At 69.3% G+C, this 14,468-nt stretch carries 13 protein-coding genes; 5 read left to right on the forward strand and 8 right to left on the reverse strand.

All coding sequences use genetic code 11. The features are described from left to right. Nucleotides 1–15 precede the first annotated feature (15 nt). Nucleotides 16–2,460, forward strand: a complete 2,445-nt coding sequence (locus ACWER9_RS22420) for a glycoside hydrolase family 2 protein (RefSeq protein WP_452303691.1) — start codon at nt 16–18, stop codon at nt 2,458–2,460. A gap of 218 nt (nt 2,461–2,678) precedes the next feature. Beyond that, nucleotides 2,679–3,233 (forward strand): hypothetical protein, encoded by a 555-nt coding sequence (locus ACWER9_RS22425; protein ID WP_452303692.1) that lies wholly within the window; start codon nt 2,679–2,681, stop codon nt 3,231–3,233. 110 nt (nt 3,234–3,343) lie between these two features. On the opposite strand, the gene ACWER9_RS22430 is transcribed toward ACWER9_RS22425, so the two are convergent. Genes ACWER9_RS22430 through ACWER9_RS22455 form a run of 6 tightly spaced genes read right to left on the reverse strand, consistent with a single transcriptional unit; the run spans nt 3,344 to nt 8,343 of the window. Further along, the gene (locus ACWER9_RS22430) at nt 3,344–4,087 is read right to left on the reverse strand and encodes a copper homeostasis protein CutC (protein ID WP_452303693.1); all 744 of its coding nucleotides are present in this window, start codon (nt 4,085–4,087) and stop codon (nt 3,344–3,346) included. After that, a complete protein-coding gene (locus ACWER9_RS22435) occupies nt 4,084–5,103 on the reverse strand; it encodes an asparaginase (protein WP_452303694.1) in 1,020 nt (339 codons plus the stop codon). Before ACWER9_RS22435 ends, ACWER9_RS22430 begins: the two co-directional genes overlap by 4 nt. Beyond that, on the reverse strand, nt 5,100–5,969 hold the full coding sequence (locus tag ACWER9_RS22440; protein ID WP_452303695.1) for an amino acid ABC transporter permease: 870 nt from the start codon (nt 5,967–5,969) through the stop codon (nt 5,100–5,102). The genes ACWER9_RS22435 and ACWER9_RS22440 overlap by 4 nt, the downstream gene beginning before the upstream one ends. Beyond that, on the reverse strand, nt 5,966–6,610 hold the full coding sequence (locus tag ACWER9_RS22445) for an amino acid ABC transporter permease (RefSeq protein WP_357351818.1): 645 nt from the start codon (nt 6,608–6,610) through the stop codon (nt 5,966–5,968). The genes ACWER9_RS22440 and ACWER9_RS22445 overlap by 4 nt, the downstream gene beginning before the upstream one ends. A gap of 16 nt (nt 6,611–6,626) precedes the next feature. Continuing rightward, nucleotides 6,627–7,595 carry a glutamate ABC transporter substrate-binding protein gene (locus ACWER9_RS22450; RefSeq protein WP_452303696.1) on the reverse strand — a complete coding sequence of 323 codons (969 nt, stop codon included), beginning with the start codon at nt 7,593–7,595 and terminating at the stop codon, nt 6,627–6,629. Nucleotides 7,596–7,614: 19 nt separating this feature from the next. Then, complete coding sequence (locus ACWER9_RS22455; RefSeq protein ID WP_425774200.1) at nt 7,615–8,343, reverse strand: amino acid ABC transporter ATP-binding protein; 729 nt, start codon at nt 8,341–8,343, stop codon at nt 7,615–7,617. A 164-nt stretch (nt 8,344–8,507) separates the two neighbouring features. Between ACWER9_RS22455 and ACWER9_RS22460 the strand changes: the two genes are divergently transcribed. Next, the gene (locus tag ACWER9_RS22460) at nt 8,508–9,698 is read left to right on the forward strand and encodes an ROK family transcriptional regulator (protein WP_452303697.1); all 1,191 of its coding nucleotides are present in this window, start codon (nt 8,508–8,510) and stop codon (nt 9,696–9,698) included. 165 nt (nt 9,699–9,863) lie between these two features. Then, nucleotides 9,864–10,679: a DUF3152 domain-containing protein gene (locus ACWER9_RS22465; protein WP_452303698.1), complete on the forward strand. Its 816-nt coding sequence runs from the start codon at nt 9,864–9,866 to the stop codon at nt 10,677–10,679. Nucleotides 10,680–10,769: 90 nt separating this feature from the next. Here the strand turns inward: ACWER9_RS22465 and ACWER9_RS22470 are convergent, their stop codons facing one another. Next, complete coding sequence (locus ACWER9_RS22470; RefSeq protein ID WP_452303699.1) at nt 10,770–12,164, reverse strand: stress response protein; 1,395 nt, start codon at nt 12,162–12,164, stop codon at nt 10,770–10,772. 494 nt (nt 12,165–12,658) lie between these two features. Here ACWER9_RS22470 and ACWER9_RS22475 point away from each other — a divergent pair, with 494 nt between their 5' ends. Further along, nucleotides 12,659–13,471 (forward strand): DUF4352 domain-containing protein, encoded by an 813-nt coding sequence (locus ACWER9_RS22475; RefSeq protein ID WP_452303700.1) that lies wholly within the window; start codon nt 12,659–12,661, stop codon nt 13,469–13,471. Nucleotides 13,472–13,562: 91 nt separating this feature from the next. On the opposite strand, the gene ACWER9_RS22480 is transcribed toward ACWER9_RS22475, so the two are convergent. Next, nucleotides 13,563–14,396 carry a hypothetical protein gene (locus ACWER9_RS22480; RefSeq protein WP_452303701.1) on the reverse strand — a complete coding sequence of 278 codons (834 nt, stop codon included), beginning with the start codon at nt 14,394–14,396 and terminating at the stop codon, nt 13,563–13,565. Between the last annotated feature and the right edge of the window lie 72 nt (nt 14,397–14,468).

Genomic DNA, 14,468 nt, shown 5'->3' on the forward strand with positions numbered 1-14,468 from the left:
AGGTGCGGTGACATCGTGAGCCGACAGGCACTCTACGACGGTTGGACCCTGCGGGCGGCCCCCGGAGCGCAGGTGCCCGAGGAGGTCGCCGGCCGATCCGTGCCGGCGACCGTGCCGGGCTGCGTGCACACCGACCTGCTCGCCGCCGGGCTGATCGACGATCCCTACCTGGACGACAACGAGCGGTCGGTGGCCTGGATCGGGCGCACCGACTGGGTCTACCGGACCACAGTCGTGCACCGGGCGGGCGACGACGACCGCGTCGACCTGGTCTGCGCCGGCCTGGACACCGTCGCCACGATCACCCTCAACGGTGTCGAGGTCGGCCGCACCGCGAACATGCACCGCGGTTACCGGTTCGACGTCCGACCGATGCTGCGCGACGGCGACAACGACCTGACGGTGCGGTTCGACTCCGCGTACCGCTACGCCGAGGCGCAGCAGGAGCGGCTCGGTGACCGGCCTAACGCCTACCCGGAGCCGTTCCACTTCATCCGCAAGATGGCCTGCAACTTCGGCTGGGACTGGGGGCCGACCCTGGTCACCGCCGGCATCTGGCAGGAGATCAGCCTGCACGCGTGGTCGACCGCGAGGCTGGCCACCGTCCGTCCACTCGTCACCATGGACGGTCGGGACGGCCGGGTCGAGGTGCACGTCGACATCGAGCGGGTCGCGGACGTCCCGCTGACCGTCCGCGCCGCCGTGGCCGGCGCCCGCGCCGAGGTGGTCGTCCCGGCCGGGCAGCGCACGGCCGTGCTGACCCTCACCGTCCGCGAGCCCGCGCTGTGGTGGCCCCGGGGGTACGGCGACCAGGCGCGCCACCCGATCGAGGTGACGGTGCACGCACCGGACGGCGACACGCTTGACAGGTGGTCGCACCGGATCGGCTTCCGCTCGGTACGGCTGGACACCACACCCGACGAGCACGGCACCCCGTTCTCGTTGTCGGTGAACGACGTGCCGGTAGTCGTCCGCGGGGTCAACTGGATCCCGGACGACGCGTTCCCCACCCGGATCACCCGGGCCCGGCTGGCCGAACGGTTCGACCAGGCAGCCGGCGCCAACGTCAACCTGCTGCGGGTCTGGGGCGGCGGCCGGTACGAGTCGGCGGACTTCTACGACCTCGCCGACGAGCGGGGGCTCCTCGTCCAACAGGACTTCCTCTTCGCCTGCGCCGCGTACCCGGAGGAGGAGCCGTTCGGCACCGAGGTGGCCGCCGAGGCCGCCGAGCAGGTGACCCGGCTCGCGCCGTACCCGTCGCTGGTGCTCTGGACCGGCAACAACGAGAACATCTGGGGCTGGCACGACTGGGACTGGCAGCAGGCCCTCGCCGGGCGCACCTGGGGGCGCGGCTACTACCTCGACGTGCTGCCCCGGATCGTCGACGAGCTGGACCCGACCCGCCCGTACTGGCCGGGCAGCCCGTGGTCGGGCAGCGAGGCGATCCACCCCAACGACCCGGCGCACGGCACCACCCACATCTGGGACGTGTGGAACACCGACGACTACACGAAGTACCGGGAGTACGTCCCACGCTTCGTCGCCGAGTTCGGCTACCAGGCCCCACCGGCGTACGCCACGCTGCGGCGGGCGCTCAGTGACGAACCCCTGGCGCACGACTCACCGGGCATGGCGCACCACCAGAAGGCGACCGGCGGTGACGCCAAGCTCCAGCGCGGCCTCGACGCGCACCTGCCCACCCCGGCCGACTTCGACGACTGGCACTACCTGACGCAGCTCAACCAGGCCCGGGCGATCCAGCTCGGGGTGGAGCACTTCCGCTCTCACCGGGACGTCTGCGCGGGCACCATCGTCTGGCAGCTCAACGACTGCTGGCCGGTGACCTCCTGGTCGGCCGTCGACGGCGACGGCCGCCGCAAACCCCTGTGGTACGCGCTGCGCCACGCGTACGCCGACCGACTCCTCACCGTGCAGCCCCGCGACGGTGGTCTGGCGCTTGTCGCGGTCAACGAGACCGCCGAGGCGTGGACCGCGCCAGCCGCGGTCACCCGGTTCACCCTCACCCGGGAGCCGAGGGCGAAGACCTCGGTCGACCTCGACGTCCCGGCGTACTCCTCGGTGGTGCTGGCGCTGCCGGCGGACCTGGCGCGGCCGGACGACGGCCGCCGGGAGTTGCTCGTCGCGGAGGCCGGTGCCACCGCGGAGCGGGCCCTATGGTTCTTCGCCGAGGACCGGGAGATCGACTGGCCGACGGCGGCCTGGGACGCGATGGTCGAGCATGTCGACGGCGGGCAGCGGGTACGGGTGACGGCCCGCACGGTTCTGCGCGACCTGACGCTCTTCCCGGACCGCCTGGACGCCTCGGCCACCGTGGACACCGCCCTCATCACACTGCTGCCAGGCGAGTCCACGACGTTCACCGTCCACGCGGCCAGACCGCTGAACCCAACAGCACTAGTCACCCGCCCAGCGCTCCGCTGCATAAACGACCTGCCCTAACCCCCCGCGCCCCCTCCCCCCGCGCCCTCGCCGCCCCCTCTCGCCGATCTTGCGGTTTCTGTTGTCGATATGGGTGGGATGCCTGTTGTGTCGGCGCAGGAAGTGCAAGATCGAGGGGTGCTCGGAGCGAAGCTGCGGGGACGCGGGCGAGGGTCGTTCTGTCGCGTTTCGGATAGCACGGACCCTGGCTACCGGGCAGGGCCGGTTCAATGACAGGCATGCGGGGGATCAGGGGCACGGCTGCGGCGAAGGCGTTCATCCTGGCGGCCGTCCCCGTCGGTGCCGTCGGCTTCTTCGTCCCGGACGGGTGGGCGATCGGCGCGATCGTCGTGAACCTCGTTCTGCTGGCCGCCGGCGGTGGCCTCTGGTGGGAGGACCGCCAGACGCGGCGCTGGCCGCGCCTGCATCGGGCCGGCGTCTACCTCAGCATCGAGCCGCGCGAGGATCCGGAGGACGACGGTGACTACGGCGACGCTGGCGACGACTTCCGGGGTCCCGGGTCGGTTCGGTTCCCGTCGCGTCGCGTTCGCAGGGATCAGCTGACGTTGTCGACGACGAGCCGGCTCCGCCGCCACGGCATGCGGCGGTCGCTCACGGGCGAGCGGACCGGCGGTGACCAGGACCTGATGATGATGGCGAACACCCTGACCCAGATCCAGGGCGGCCTTCAGTCGGCGCAGCGGAGGGCCAGGCGGGAGCAGCTCTGGTGGTTGGTCGTGGGGCTCGCGGCGTCCATTCCGATCGGCGTCGCCATCAACCTCGCCACCGGTTAGCTGACCTCCCATGATCGTGCTCGACCATGGACGTAGTGGCCTCCCCGGCGTAGGAGGCCATTACGTCATGGATCGAGCACGATCATCACGGTCGGGGCACGAGCCGGCGGTCAGGCGCGGGCGGCGGCCAGCACCTGGCCGACCAGGGTGCCCGAGGTGCCCGAGCGCTCGTACTCGGGGCGGTTGAGGCTGCCGCCCATCAGCGGCGCCGGGTTGCGGTGCACGGCGGGGCTGTCCGAGCTGACCAGGGCCGCGAAGTGGTACTCGTCGGCGCCGGTCGCCTCGACGATCCGGGCGATGTTGCGCGGGGTGATGCCACCGCCCGGCATGATGACGATTCGGCCGGCGGCCCGGCGCACCAGATCGGCGATGAGCGGAGCACCCTCCAGCACGCTGACCTCCTGACCCGAGGTGAGCACCCGCTGGACGCCCAGCTCGATGAGCTGCTCCAGCGCCGCGTGCGGGTCGCGGGTCATGTCGAAGGCCCGGTGGAAGGTGATGCTGGTGTCGCCAGCGGCGTCGATCAGCCGGCGGGTGGTCGGCACGTCGACGTCACCCTCGGCGGTCAGCGCGCCGATCACGATGCCGTGCGCACCGGCCGCCACCGCGGCCCGCACGTCGCGCTCCATCGCCTCGAGCTCGAACGGCGAGTAGATGAAGTCGCCGGCCCGGGGACGGACGATCACGTGCACCCGGATCCGGCTGACCGCCCGCAGGGTCGTCTCGATGGTGCCCAGGCTGGGGGTCAACCCGCCGTCGAAGAGCGCGGAGCACAGCTCCACCCGGTCGGCGCCGGCCTCCTCGGCGGCGACGGCCCCCTCGACGCTGTCGATGCAGATCTCGAATGTGCTCATGACTCTTCCTTCTTCGTGCGAGGCGATGCCGCTTCGGTCCGAGACGATGATGTGGTCCAGTCGATGACGGCCGTGACGGCGCCGACTGGTTGACCGCCGCCGAGCACCGGCACCTGGCGCAGCGCGTCGGCCCCACCGACCGGTACGCCGACGGCGTCCAGGGCGGCGAGGGCGATGGCGGTGGTGGCCCGGGGGGAACCGTCGATCGCCTTCACGGCCACCGCGTGACCGTCGGGCGCGGCCACCGCGAGGACGCCCTCGGCGCCGCCCTTGGCGAGGACGCCGGGTAGCGCCCGCATCAGGTCGGTGTTGGGGTGCCCGTGCCAGCCGCCGACGTACTCCGGGTAGTGGCGCATGGCGTGCGCGACAAGCGCCTCGTCGCTCCCGGCGGGCGCGGTGACCAGCGCCTGGAAGGTGCGGGCCAGGCCGGTCAGCGGCAGGCCGAACAGCGGCGCGCCGCAGCCGTCGACCGCGTGGTGCGCGATCGGCGTGCCGGCCAGGCGGGCCACGGCGGCGGCCGTTTCCCGCTGGAGCGGGTGCTGCGGATCGAGGTAGTCGTGGGTGCTCCAGGACCGGGCGACGCAGGCGACAAGCATCGCGGCGTGCTTGCCGGAGCAGTTCATCCGGATCCGGTCGCGCTGTCCGCCGGCCCGGATCAGCCGGTCCCTGGTCGGTTCGTCCTCGGGCCAGTCGACCGGGCAGCCGAGCGCGTCCTCGGTCAGGCCCGCACCGGCAAGCATCGCCCGAACCACCTCGACGTGTCGGTCGTCGCCGGTGTGGCTGCCGGCGGCGAGGGCCAGCGCCGGGCCGGTCAGTTCGTCGCCCGCCGCGATCCGGCAGGCGAGTGCCTGCACCGGCTTGAGGGTGGAGCGGGGGAGCACCGGCTCGTCGGGTACGCCTGCGGCGAGGGCGATCCTTCCGTCCGGCGCGAGCACCACGACGCTGCCGTAGTGCCGGCTCTCCACGAAGCCGTTGCGCACCACCCGGGCCAGCTCGGCGTAGCGGAAGATGGTCACCGGGGTGTGTTCCCTTCGAGAAGCGGCGGGGGCAGGTCGGCGGTCCGCCGTCCGCGCCGGCCGCCGAAGCGGCCGTTACGGGCCTGGAGTACGCGGGCGAACTTCGACAGCGAGGCGTTGACCACCAGGTAGATCAGCGCCACCACCAGGAACGTCTGGATCAGCAGGTGGGTGTACGAGGCGAGCACCTGCCCGCTGTAGAGCAGTTCGGTGTAGCTGACCACGAAGCCGAGCGAGGTGTCCTTGAGTAGTCCGACCAGTTGGCTGACCAGGGACGGGGCGAGTTGGAGCAGCGCCTGCGGCAGGACCACGAGCGCCATCACCTGCCCGCGGCGCAGCCCGACCGCGAGGCCGGCCTCGGTCTGGCCACGGTCCAGGGCCAGGATGCCGGACCTGAAGATCTCCGCGAACGCCGCCGAGTTGGAGACCACGAGCGGCACCACGAGCTTCCAGAACAGCGGGAAGTTCAGCCCGTACTGTGGCAGGGCGAACAACGTCACGTAGATCAGCAGCAGGGTGGGGACGGTCCGGAAGATCTCCACGTACGCGCCGGCCAGCCAGCGCAGCGGTCGGTGCGTCGACAGTCGGCCGAGGGCCAGGAGCAGTCCGAGCGCGGCACTGAGCACGGCGGTCGCGGCGGCGGCGCGCAGCGTGGCCCACAGGCCGTTGAGCAGGTACCGCCAGATGGGCCAGGTGGTGAACGGCTCCCACCGGGCGGCGGCAAGCTCGCCGTGGCTGGCGAACCTGTGGACGGCCGCGACCAGGACGCCGGCCAGGAGAACGGCGCCCAGCACGGTGGCGATCCGGATCCGCCGTCGGGCGCGGGGGCCGGGCTCGTCGAAGAGGATCTGTTGCGTCTTGTTCATCTGACGATCGCCAGCCTTCGTTCCAGCAGGCCGGTGACCTGACCGATGATCAGCGCCAGCAGCATGTAGGCGAGGCCCGCGCCGGTGAAGACAGCGATCGGTTGCGCCTCGACGAGGTTCACGTTGTTCGCCGCCTGGGTCAGCTCGACCACGCCGACGGCGGCGGCAAGCGAGGTGTTCATCAGCAGCGCGATGCAGATGTTGCCGATCGGCTGGATCACCGCCCGGAGTCCCTGCGGCAGGATCACGTGCCGCAGGGACTGGCCGAAGGTGAGCCCGATGGCGCGGGCCGCCTCGGCCTGGCCCACACCCACCGTGTTGATCCCGGCGCGGATCGCCTCGGCCAGGTACGCCCCCTCGTACACCGCGATGACGATCGCGGCGGAGGTGAACAGCGGGAACGTGATGCCGATGGTGGGCAGCGCGAACACGAAGAGCACCAGCAGGGCCAGCAGCGGCAGGTTCTGGAACACCTCGACGTACGCGGTGCCGATGGCGCGCAGCAGCGGAACGGGGGCGATCCGCAGGGTGGCCACGAAGATGCCCAGCAGCATCGCGCCGACGGTGGTCACGACTGTCAGTTCGACGGTCGTGACCAGGCCGTGGCCAAGCGCGCTCAGGTGGGCGGTGAGGGCTTCCATCGGTACGAGAGGCTGCTCAGGAGCCGTCGGCGGAGCCGAGGGCGGGCGGGGTGGGCGCCCCACCCTCCACCACCGAGCCGAGGGTGCCCTCCCAGACCTTCGCCCACGTGCCGTCGGCCTGGATCTTCTTCAGCCAGTTGTTGACGAACTCCTTGAACTGCGCGTCCTCCTTGTTGAGGCCGATGCCGTACGCCTCCGTGGTGAACGGCTCGCCCACCACCTTCATCCCCGGGTTGGCCTTGGCGCCCGAGGCGAGCAGCGTGAAGTCCTGCACGTACGCGTCGCCGCGCTTCTGCAGCAGCGCCTGCAGGGCCTGCGGGTCGGTGCCGAAGGCGATCTGCTTCGAGCCGGGAGCGGCGGAGGGCAGCGCGGTGACGGCGGGGGTGTTCGCCCCGACGATCACGGTCTTGCCGGCGAGGTCCTTGACGCTCTTGATCGAGGTCTCGTCCTTGCGCACCCCGACGGCGAGGCCGGAGGTGAGGTACGGCCCGGCGAAGGCGACCTGGCTGGCCCGCTGCGGGGTGATCGTGTATGTCTGGAAGACGGCGTCGACCGACTTCGCCTGGAGCATGGCCTCCCGGGTCTGGGTGCCGATCGTCGTCGTCTTCACCTCGGGCTTGCCGATGATGTACTTCGCCAGCAGCTTCGCCATGTCGGCGTCGAAGCCCTCGATGGTGCCGCTGACCGGGTTCTGCTGGGCGAGCAGCGGTGCGTCCAGGGAACCACCGATGTTCAGGTAGCCGCGCTTGCGGATCGCCTCCATCGTGGAACCGGCCGGGATGTCCGCGTCGGTGGCGACCGGGGCGGCGTCGTACACCGACTGGGCCACCACGCCGTCGCCGCCCAGGCCGGGGTTGCCGGGCAGCGCCGGCGTGCTGCCACCGCTGTCACCGCCGCAGCCGGCGGCGGCGAGGGTCACCGCCACCGCGGTGGCGGCGAGGGCGAGCGACCGCCGCCCGGTGAAGCTCATCTTGAGGACTGACATGACACCCTCCCAATGGGGGCTAGTGCTGGAGGATCTTGGATAGGAAGTCGCGGGCCCGCTCGGTGCGCGGGGCTGCGAAGAAGTCGTCGGGAGCGCCGGATTCGACGATCCGGCCGTCGTCCATGAAGACCACCCGGTCGGCGGCGCGACGGGCGAAGCCCATCTCGTGGGTCACCACGATCATGGTCATCCCCTCGGCGGCCAGGGAGACCATCACGTCGAGCACCTCGTTGACCATCTCCGGGTCGAGGGCCGAGGTCGGCTCGTCGAAGAGCAGCACCTTCGGCTGCATCGCCAGGGCCCGGGCGATCGCGGCCCGCTGCTGCTGCCCGCCGGAGAGTTGGGCCGGATGGTGGTTCGCCTTGTCGGCGATGCCGACGCGCTCCAGCAGGGTCATCGCCTGCTGCCGTGCCTCGGGTCGGGGGATCCGGCGGACCCGGGTCGGGCCGAGGGTGATGTTGTCCAGCACCGTCTTGTGGCCGAAGAGGTTGAAGGACTGGAAGACCATGCCCACATCGGCGCGTAGCCGGGCCAACGCGCGGCCCTCGGCGGGCAGCGGCTCACCGTCGATCTCGATGCTGCCCTGCCCGGCTGTCTCCAGCCGGTTGAGGCAGCGGCACAGGGTCGACTTGCCGGAGCCGGAGGGCCCGACCACGACGACCACCTCGCCGGCGGCCACCGTGAGGTCGATGTCCTTGAGCACGTGCAGCGGACCGAACCACTTGTGCAGGCCGCGTACCGACACCATCGGTCGGTCCTCACCCGTCGTCTCCGCTGCCACCGGGCTGCTCCCACTTCATTCGATGCGCAAACTAAGTTAGGTTCATATCGAACCAACAGCGCCATCTAAAGGTAGCCAGGAAACTAAGTCAACAGGTTGCTTGAACTAACTGCGGGTGCTAAGAACCTGACGTGACGATTGACGACGCGCCACGCGATGTCCTCCGGGGCGGCCCCCGCGAGCTGCTGCGCTGGGTGGCCACCGGAGCCGCCGTCAGTCGAGCCGACCTGTCCCGCCTCTCCGGGCTGTCTCCCTCGACGGTCTCCCAGCGGGTCGAGGCGTTGATCAGCCAGGGGTTGCTGGAGGAGACCGGCGCCGGGCGGTCCCGGGGTGGCCGGCGGCCCCGCCAGCTCGCCGTTCCCACCGGCGGGGCCGTGGTCGGTGCCATCGACCTCGGCGCGCACCACGCCCGGGTCGGCGCACTGGACCTATCGGGGCGGGTGGTCCGGGCCCGCACCCTGCCGGTCCGCATCGAGGACGGCCCGGAGGCGGTGCTCGGCGCGCTGCTGACCGAGGTCGCCACGCTTGTCGCCAGCGATCCGGTGGCGGGTGGCTCGGCGCTGGCGGGTGGCGCGGCGGTCGGCGCGCTCCGGGGCATCGGCATCGGGATCCCCGGTCCGGTGCAGCACGCCACCGGGCGGATCGTCAGCCCGTCGCGGATGCCCGGCTGGAACGGCTTCGACGTCGCCGCGTTCTGCGCCGGCCGAGTCGACGTGCCGGTCATCGTGGACAACGACGCCAACCTGATGGCGCTCGGCGCGCACCGCACCGCGCACCCCGAGTTGGACCACGCCGTCTACATCAAGGCGGGCACCGGGATCGGCTCCGGCGTCATCTCCAGTGGACGGTTGCACCGGGGCGCACAGGGCTCGGCCGGGGACATCAGCCACTGCCGGGTGGTGGCCGACCCCGCGCCTCCGTGCACCTGCGGCAACGCCGGTTGCCTGGAGGCGGTCGCCAGCGGCGCCGCGCTTGTCACCGCGCTCCGCGGTCAGGGCGTACCGGTCTCCGACCTGACCGGGGTGATCCGCCTGATCGACGACGGTGACCGGCAGGCCACCGCCCTCGCCCGGCAGGCCGGCCGGGCCGTCGGCGAGATCCTGGCCGTGGTGGTCAACTTCTTCAACCCGCAGGTGGTGGCCATCGGTGGTCGGCTCGCCGACTGTGAGCCGCTGCTGGCCAGCATGCGGGCCACCCTCTACGAGCGGTGCCTCCCCCTGGCCACCCAGACACTGCTCATCGAACGGGTCGCCGCCGGCCAGGACACCGGCATCACCGGCGCCGCCCACCTGGTGATCGACCACGTCGTCGCGGCCGCCTGACCTCGCCTGCCCTGATACCCAGCGTCATCAACCCTGTACAACGCGCCGGAAATGCACCGTATTGACCGTGTCCTGCTGCCGGTCGTCCTCACAATTTCCTTACCTGAAGTCACGTAGCCTCCCGGTGTTCCTCACCGACCCGTGATCGCTCCTGGAGGTTTCGACGTGCGGATCAACGGACGGCTGCTGGTGCCGATGTCGATAGCAGTGGTGTTGACGACCGCAGCCTGCGGCCCGACGGCACCCGCATCCGGGCAGGCCGAACTCCCACGCTCCGGCCCTACTGCGCAAAGTTCCACGCCGGGTCCGACCTCCAGCCCCACCGCGAGGATCCCGGGCGACGAGCAGATCCCCACCAGGGCCACTGGCACCTTCACCACCGCCACCGGAAACGGTCGCGTGATCGGCAAGGGCAAGAAGCGGGTGCGCTACAGCGTCTCGGTGGAGAAGGGCATCGCCTGGGGTGACATCCCCGCCTGGAAGCCGGCCCGGTTCGCCGCGAGCATCGAGGAGGTGCTTGCCGCTCCGAACGGGTGGGCCACCTCGGCTCAGCACCCAGTGACCAACGCCGCGGTAGACCTGAACCGGGCGTCCTGGTCCTTCCAGCGGGTCGGCACCTCAACGTTCGACGTCGACGTACGGCTCGCGACACCGAGGACAGTGGACCGGCTCTGCGGCGCGAGCGGCGTCGACACCGAGGGCGTCTACTCCTGCAAGTACGGCAAGACCATCATGATCAATCTGCGCCGCTGGCTCCAGGGCTCACCGGGATATCCGGTCAGCATCGACGAGTACCACGCCGGCGTGATCAATCACGAGTTCGGCCACTTCCTCGGCTTCAACCACATGAAGTGCGGCGGTCGCGGCAGGCCGGCGCCGGTCATGATGACCCAGACGATGGGCCTGGGCGGGTGCCTGCCCAACGTCAGTCCGTTCGCTGCCAACGGCCAGTTCGTCAGCGGACCGTGGGCGCCGTCCTGATTCGTGGATCGGGCCCCGATCTCTACTCAGATCGAGATCGTCGGGGCGGCTGTCACATTCGTTCACTTCGGTTGCTGAACGTCTCCGAACTCAATCGTCCGACTGGCCCCCACTATCAGGACCACCGACCGCTGGTGTGGACCCGAACTCCGGGTTGTCCTGGGAGGACATGGCGGTGGACACGAGGCTCACGGCGACCGGCTGCACAGGCATGATGTCCTCTGGCGTACGGAGACGCGGCGCCGTGGGCATCCACGGCTTCAGGTTCTGGATGATCTGCTCGTAGAAGTCGTCGATCGCATGCAGCACCGAGTCGATGAATGCGCCCCGTCCGCTGCCGCGTTTCGATCCCGCCACTGCACTCTGGGCGACCCGGAACGCTCGTAGCTCGCGGCTGGGATCGCTGATGAGAACCGTCGGCTCGACTCGGACTCGGCGTAGGAGATCCGTCGCACCAGTCCCTCGGGCGTGCATCGCGAACGCTTCGATCCGTACTGTCTCCGGCGCGTCCCTCAGTTGTCGGACTAGCCAGTTCACCCTTGTGGTGGACCTGCCGGTGCGAGGGGCGTCGACATCGACGTGGCAGACGATCTGACCCGCACGCAGATCCGCCATGACCTGGAGAGGGCCGACCGCACCTGGAATTCTGATGCCGCCGGCCAGGGTTCCGGTGGTAACGAGTTGGCTGACCAGAGCCTGTGTGCGCGCGGTGGGATCGGCGAGGTCACGTCGGCTCAGCGCGGGAGTGACGTCAGTGCCCAACTGCCGGCCGAGTCGCAGGCAGGCGTAGCGGATCAAGGCGTCGAAGCGGCCGGCCACCTCTGCCGCGCCACTGTCGGTGGCCCTGAGGGTCCCAGCCGACACCCCCTCGCGTACCTGCACCCATGTCGGCCCCATGTCGCTGAACTCCAGTGCTCCGGAACGCGGGTGCTCTAGGTACCTGATCAATTCACCCAAGACCCATGCCTGGTCCGGATCGGCGACACCGCGATATTCCTTCTGAATCACGGCCTGGGTCAGGATCTCCGTCCAGGGCAGGTGGTACAACGCGATCTTGCGCAACTTCCGTCGGTCGACGGCGGTCGGGTGCTGACCCGGGACGGGGGCGATCTCGTTGGAGATAGTGATGAGAGCGTCGAAGCCCTGTTCCCGGGCGATGTCCAGGTAAGCCTCCAATTGCTCAGGCTTCAGCGCGTTGCTCCCGGTCTTCACCTCCACCAGCGCGGTCCATTGTCGCTGTCCCCGAGTGACGCGGATGAGGCCATCAGGGAAGTACTGCTGGTTACCGATATTGAAGGGGACCTCGATGAAGGTCTGCACAGTCCCGGCCGGCGCACCGAAGGACTGGGTCAGGACGCGTCCGAACTCCCGGACCGCGCTCATGACTGCAAGTAAGGCAGAGGTTGCCCGACGTTCTTGTTCGTCCGCTCCGTTGATGCCCGATGTGGGAATCAGGCGGGCAGCAAGCCAGGTCTCCTCAGCCATGGGATAACTCCTCGTGAAGGCGGTGGTACGAGAAGTTACTCGCGCGCCGGGGTGATAAGTGGCGTGACCGTCGACGCGTACGAACCGAAAGAGTTGACCCAGTCGAATGGCAGGCGACCCGGCCGGCCATAGCCGGCCGTCGGAGAGAGGAATTTGACTCGTAGGTTCGGTCTCTTGCCGCGTTTTTGTCTGGTAGTTGACTGCGCCGCCACCGTGTCTGCCGGCTGTGCCGGATCGGCGTTGAAGAGGTGTCGTTACGTTGCATGTCCGAGCAGGGCGTCACTGGGACGCGCTGCGGTCTCTGCTGCACGGAGTTCGGCGAATGTCTAAACGGCTGACAATCAACTCACCGAAGCGGGTGCTTTCCCGAGCTGCCTCGTCGTTTGATTCCGGACCGACCGGAGGGCTGGTTCCTGCGGCACCTATGGCACTGTGCAAATCACTCCGCTTCTTGCGCCGGTAGCGCCAATCAACGAACTGGGAGACACCACTCGATGACGGCCCCCAATGAGCCCAACCAGAATCAGTCGCCCGTTGGCCAGCCGCCGATGCCGCCGACGGCTCAGTTCTCGCAGGTGCACGCTGGGCAGTTCCCGCCGCCGTCGGTAGGTCAGTCTCCGCCTCCGCCCAACCAGTACCCGCCAACGCCTACCCCGAAGAAGCGGGCGTCCTGGCTGTTGCCCACTCTCATCGGGATCGGCGCCATCGTGGTGCTCTGCTGTGGCAGCGCCATGGTGGTCAGTCTTACCGCCGATGACAAGAAGGTTGACGCCGCCGCCGTTGGCAGTGATGCGCCCGTCGCCACGAACAGCGCCGCTGCGAGCCCGGCGCCGCTGGCAGACGAGGCGGTCGTACCCACACCGGCCAAGACTTCGGCGACTCCCGCAGAAACGAAGCCCAAAGCGGCCAGCATCGGCGACAAGGTGCGCGGCGGTGATTTCGAGTTCACCGTCAAGAGCGTGAAATGTGGGATCGCGAAGGTGGGCAGTGAGTTCCTCAACACCAAGGCGCAGGGCGCGTTCTGCAGAGTCAGCGTGACGGTCAAGAACGTTACTAAGAAGGCGCACAGCTTCCACGCCGACGGCAGTATCTCCGCGCAGGACGGGAGTGGCCGAAAGTACGAGGTTGACGGCGAGGCCGGGATCTACGGCAATGATGACGGACAGGGTTTCCTCGATGAGATCAATCCGGGCAACTCGGTGACCGCGAACGTCTTCTTCGACGTTCCGAAGGGCACCAAGCTCAAGACGATCACCCTGGACGCCGGGCTGTTCACCCTCGCCGAGGATGCCGTCGTGACCCTGTAAATGTCACCTGAGTGAAGAGCGAGGCCCCCGGCGCACGCCGGGGGCCTCGTCGTTACGGCGCTGGGGCAACCAGCTGGCCTTGCGCAACTGATCAGCGGGTAGCGGTCAGGCCCTTCAGCATCTCGGCGAAATCGGCGGTCTCGGCCGGCGGTGGCGTCTCGATGGTCACCGCCTTGCCGTAGTCGGTGTAGTCGATCACCATGTCGCCCATCTTGCCCATCAACAGGCCGGCCCGACGCGGCCGGTACTGCTCGTCGACCCACAGGTCGATCTTCAGTTCCTTGACGCCCTGCGCGGCAAGCGTCTCCTCGGTGGACTCACGGCGCATGGCGTCGATCTGCTTGAGGTAGGTCGCCACGGGGGTGGTGACGGTGTAGTGGACCGTCGGCACCCCGTTCACCGTCTCCTGCCCGACGACCGTCGTGCCCTCGAGGGCGAGCAGCGTCTTGACCTGGTTGACCGGGTCGGCGTCCTCGAACTGCTTGCTGAAGCTCGTGCCCGCCATCTCGCTCAGGCCGGTCAGGTCCATCTTCATCCAGCGCTTCCCGCCCAGGCCCTCGCGCTTCTCCGCGGGCATCTCGACGTAGAACACCGCGCCGATCATTCGAACGACGGCCGTGGTGCCATCCGGGTTCGTCATCTTCATCTCGGCCTTGGCCGGGTCGGCCAGGTCCAGGAAGCCCTGCATCGAGATCTTCTGGCCACCCATCGTGCCCGTCATCGTCACGGTCACCGAGTCGGTCTTGTCGGTGACCTCGACCGTCTTCTGCAACGACCCCTTCATGTCACTGGCCATCAGTTCCAGCGCGCTCGCCTGCTTCGGCGCCTCGGACGCGCCGGACGTCACGCCGCAGGCGGAGACAGCGATCGCGGTGAGCGCCGAGGCCGCCACCAGTGCGGGCTTCTTCCACAGAGACACGTACATGCCTTCCCCCGTAGGAATCTGGGGCGATCCCCAGTAGACCGACGACACGCTAGCCCACGTCGTCCATCCGGG

The organism is Micromonospora sp. NPDC003944, assembly GCF_053605225.1.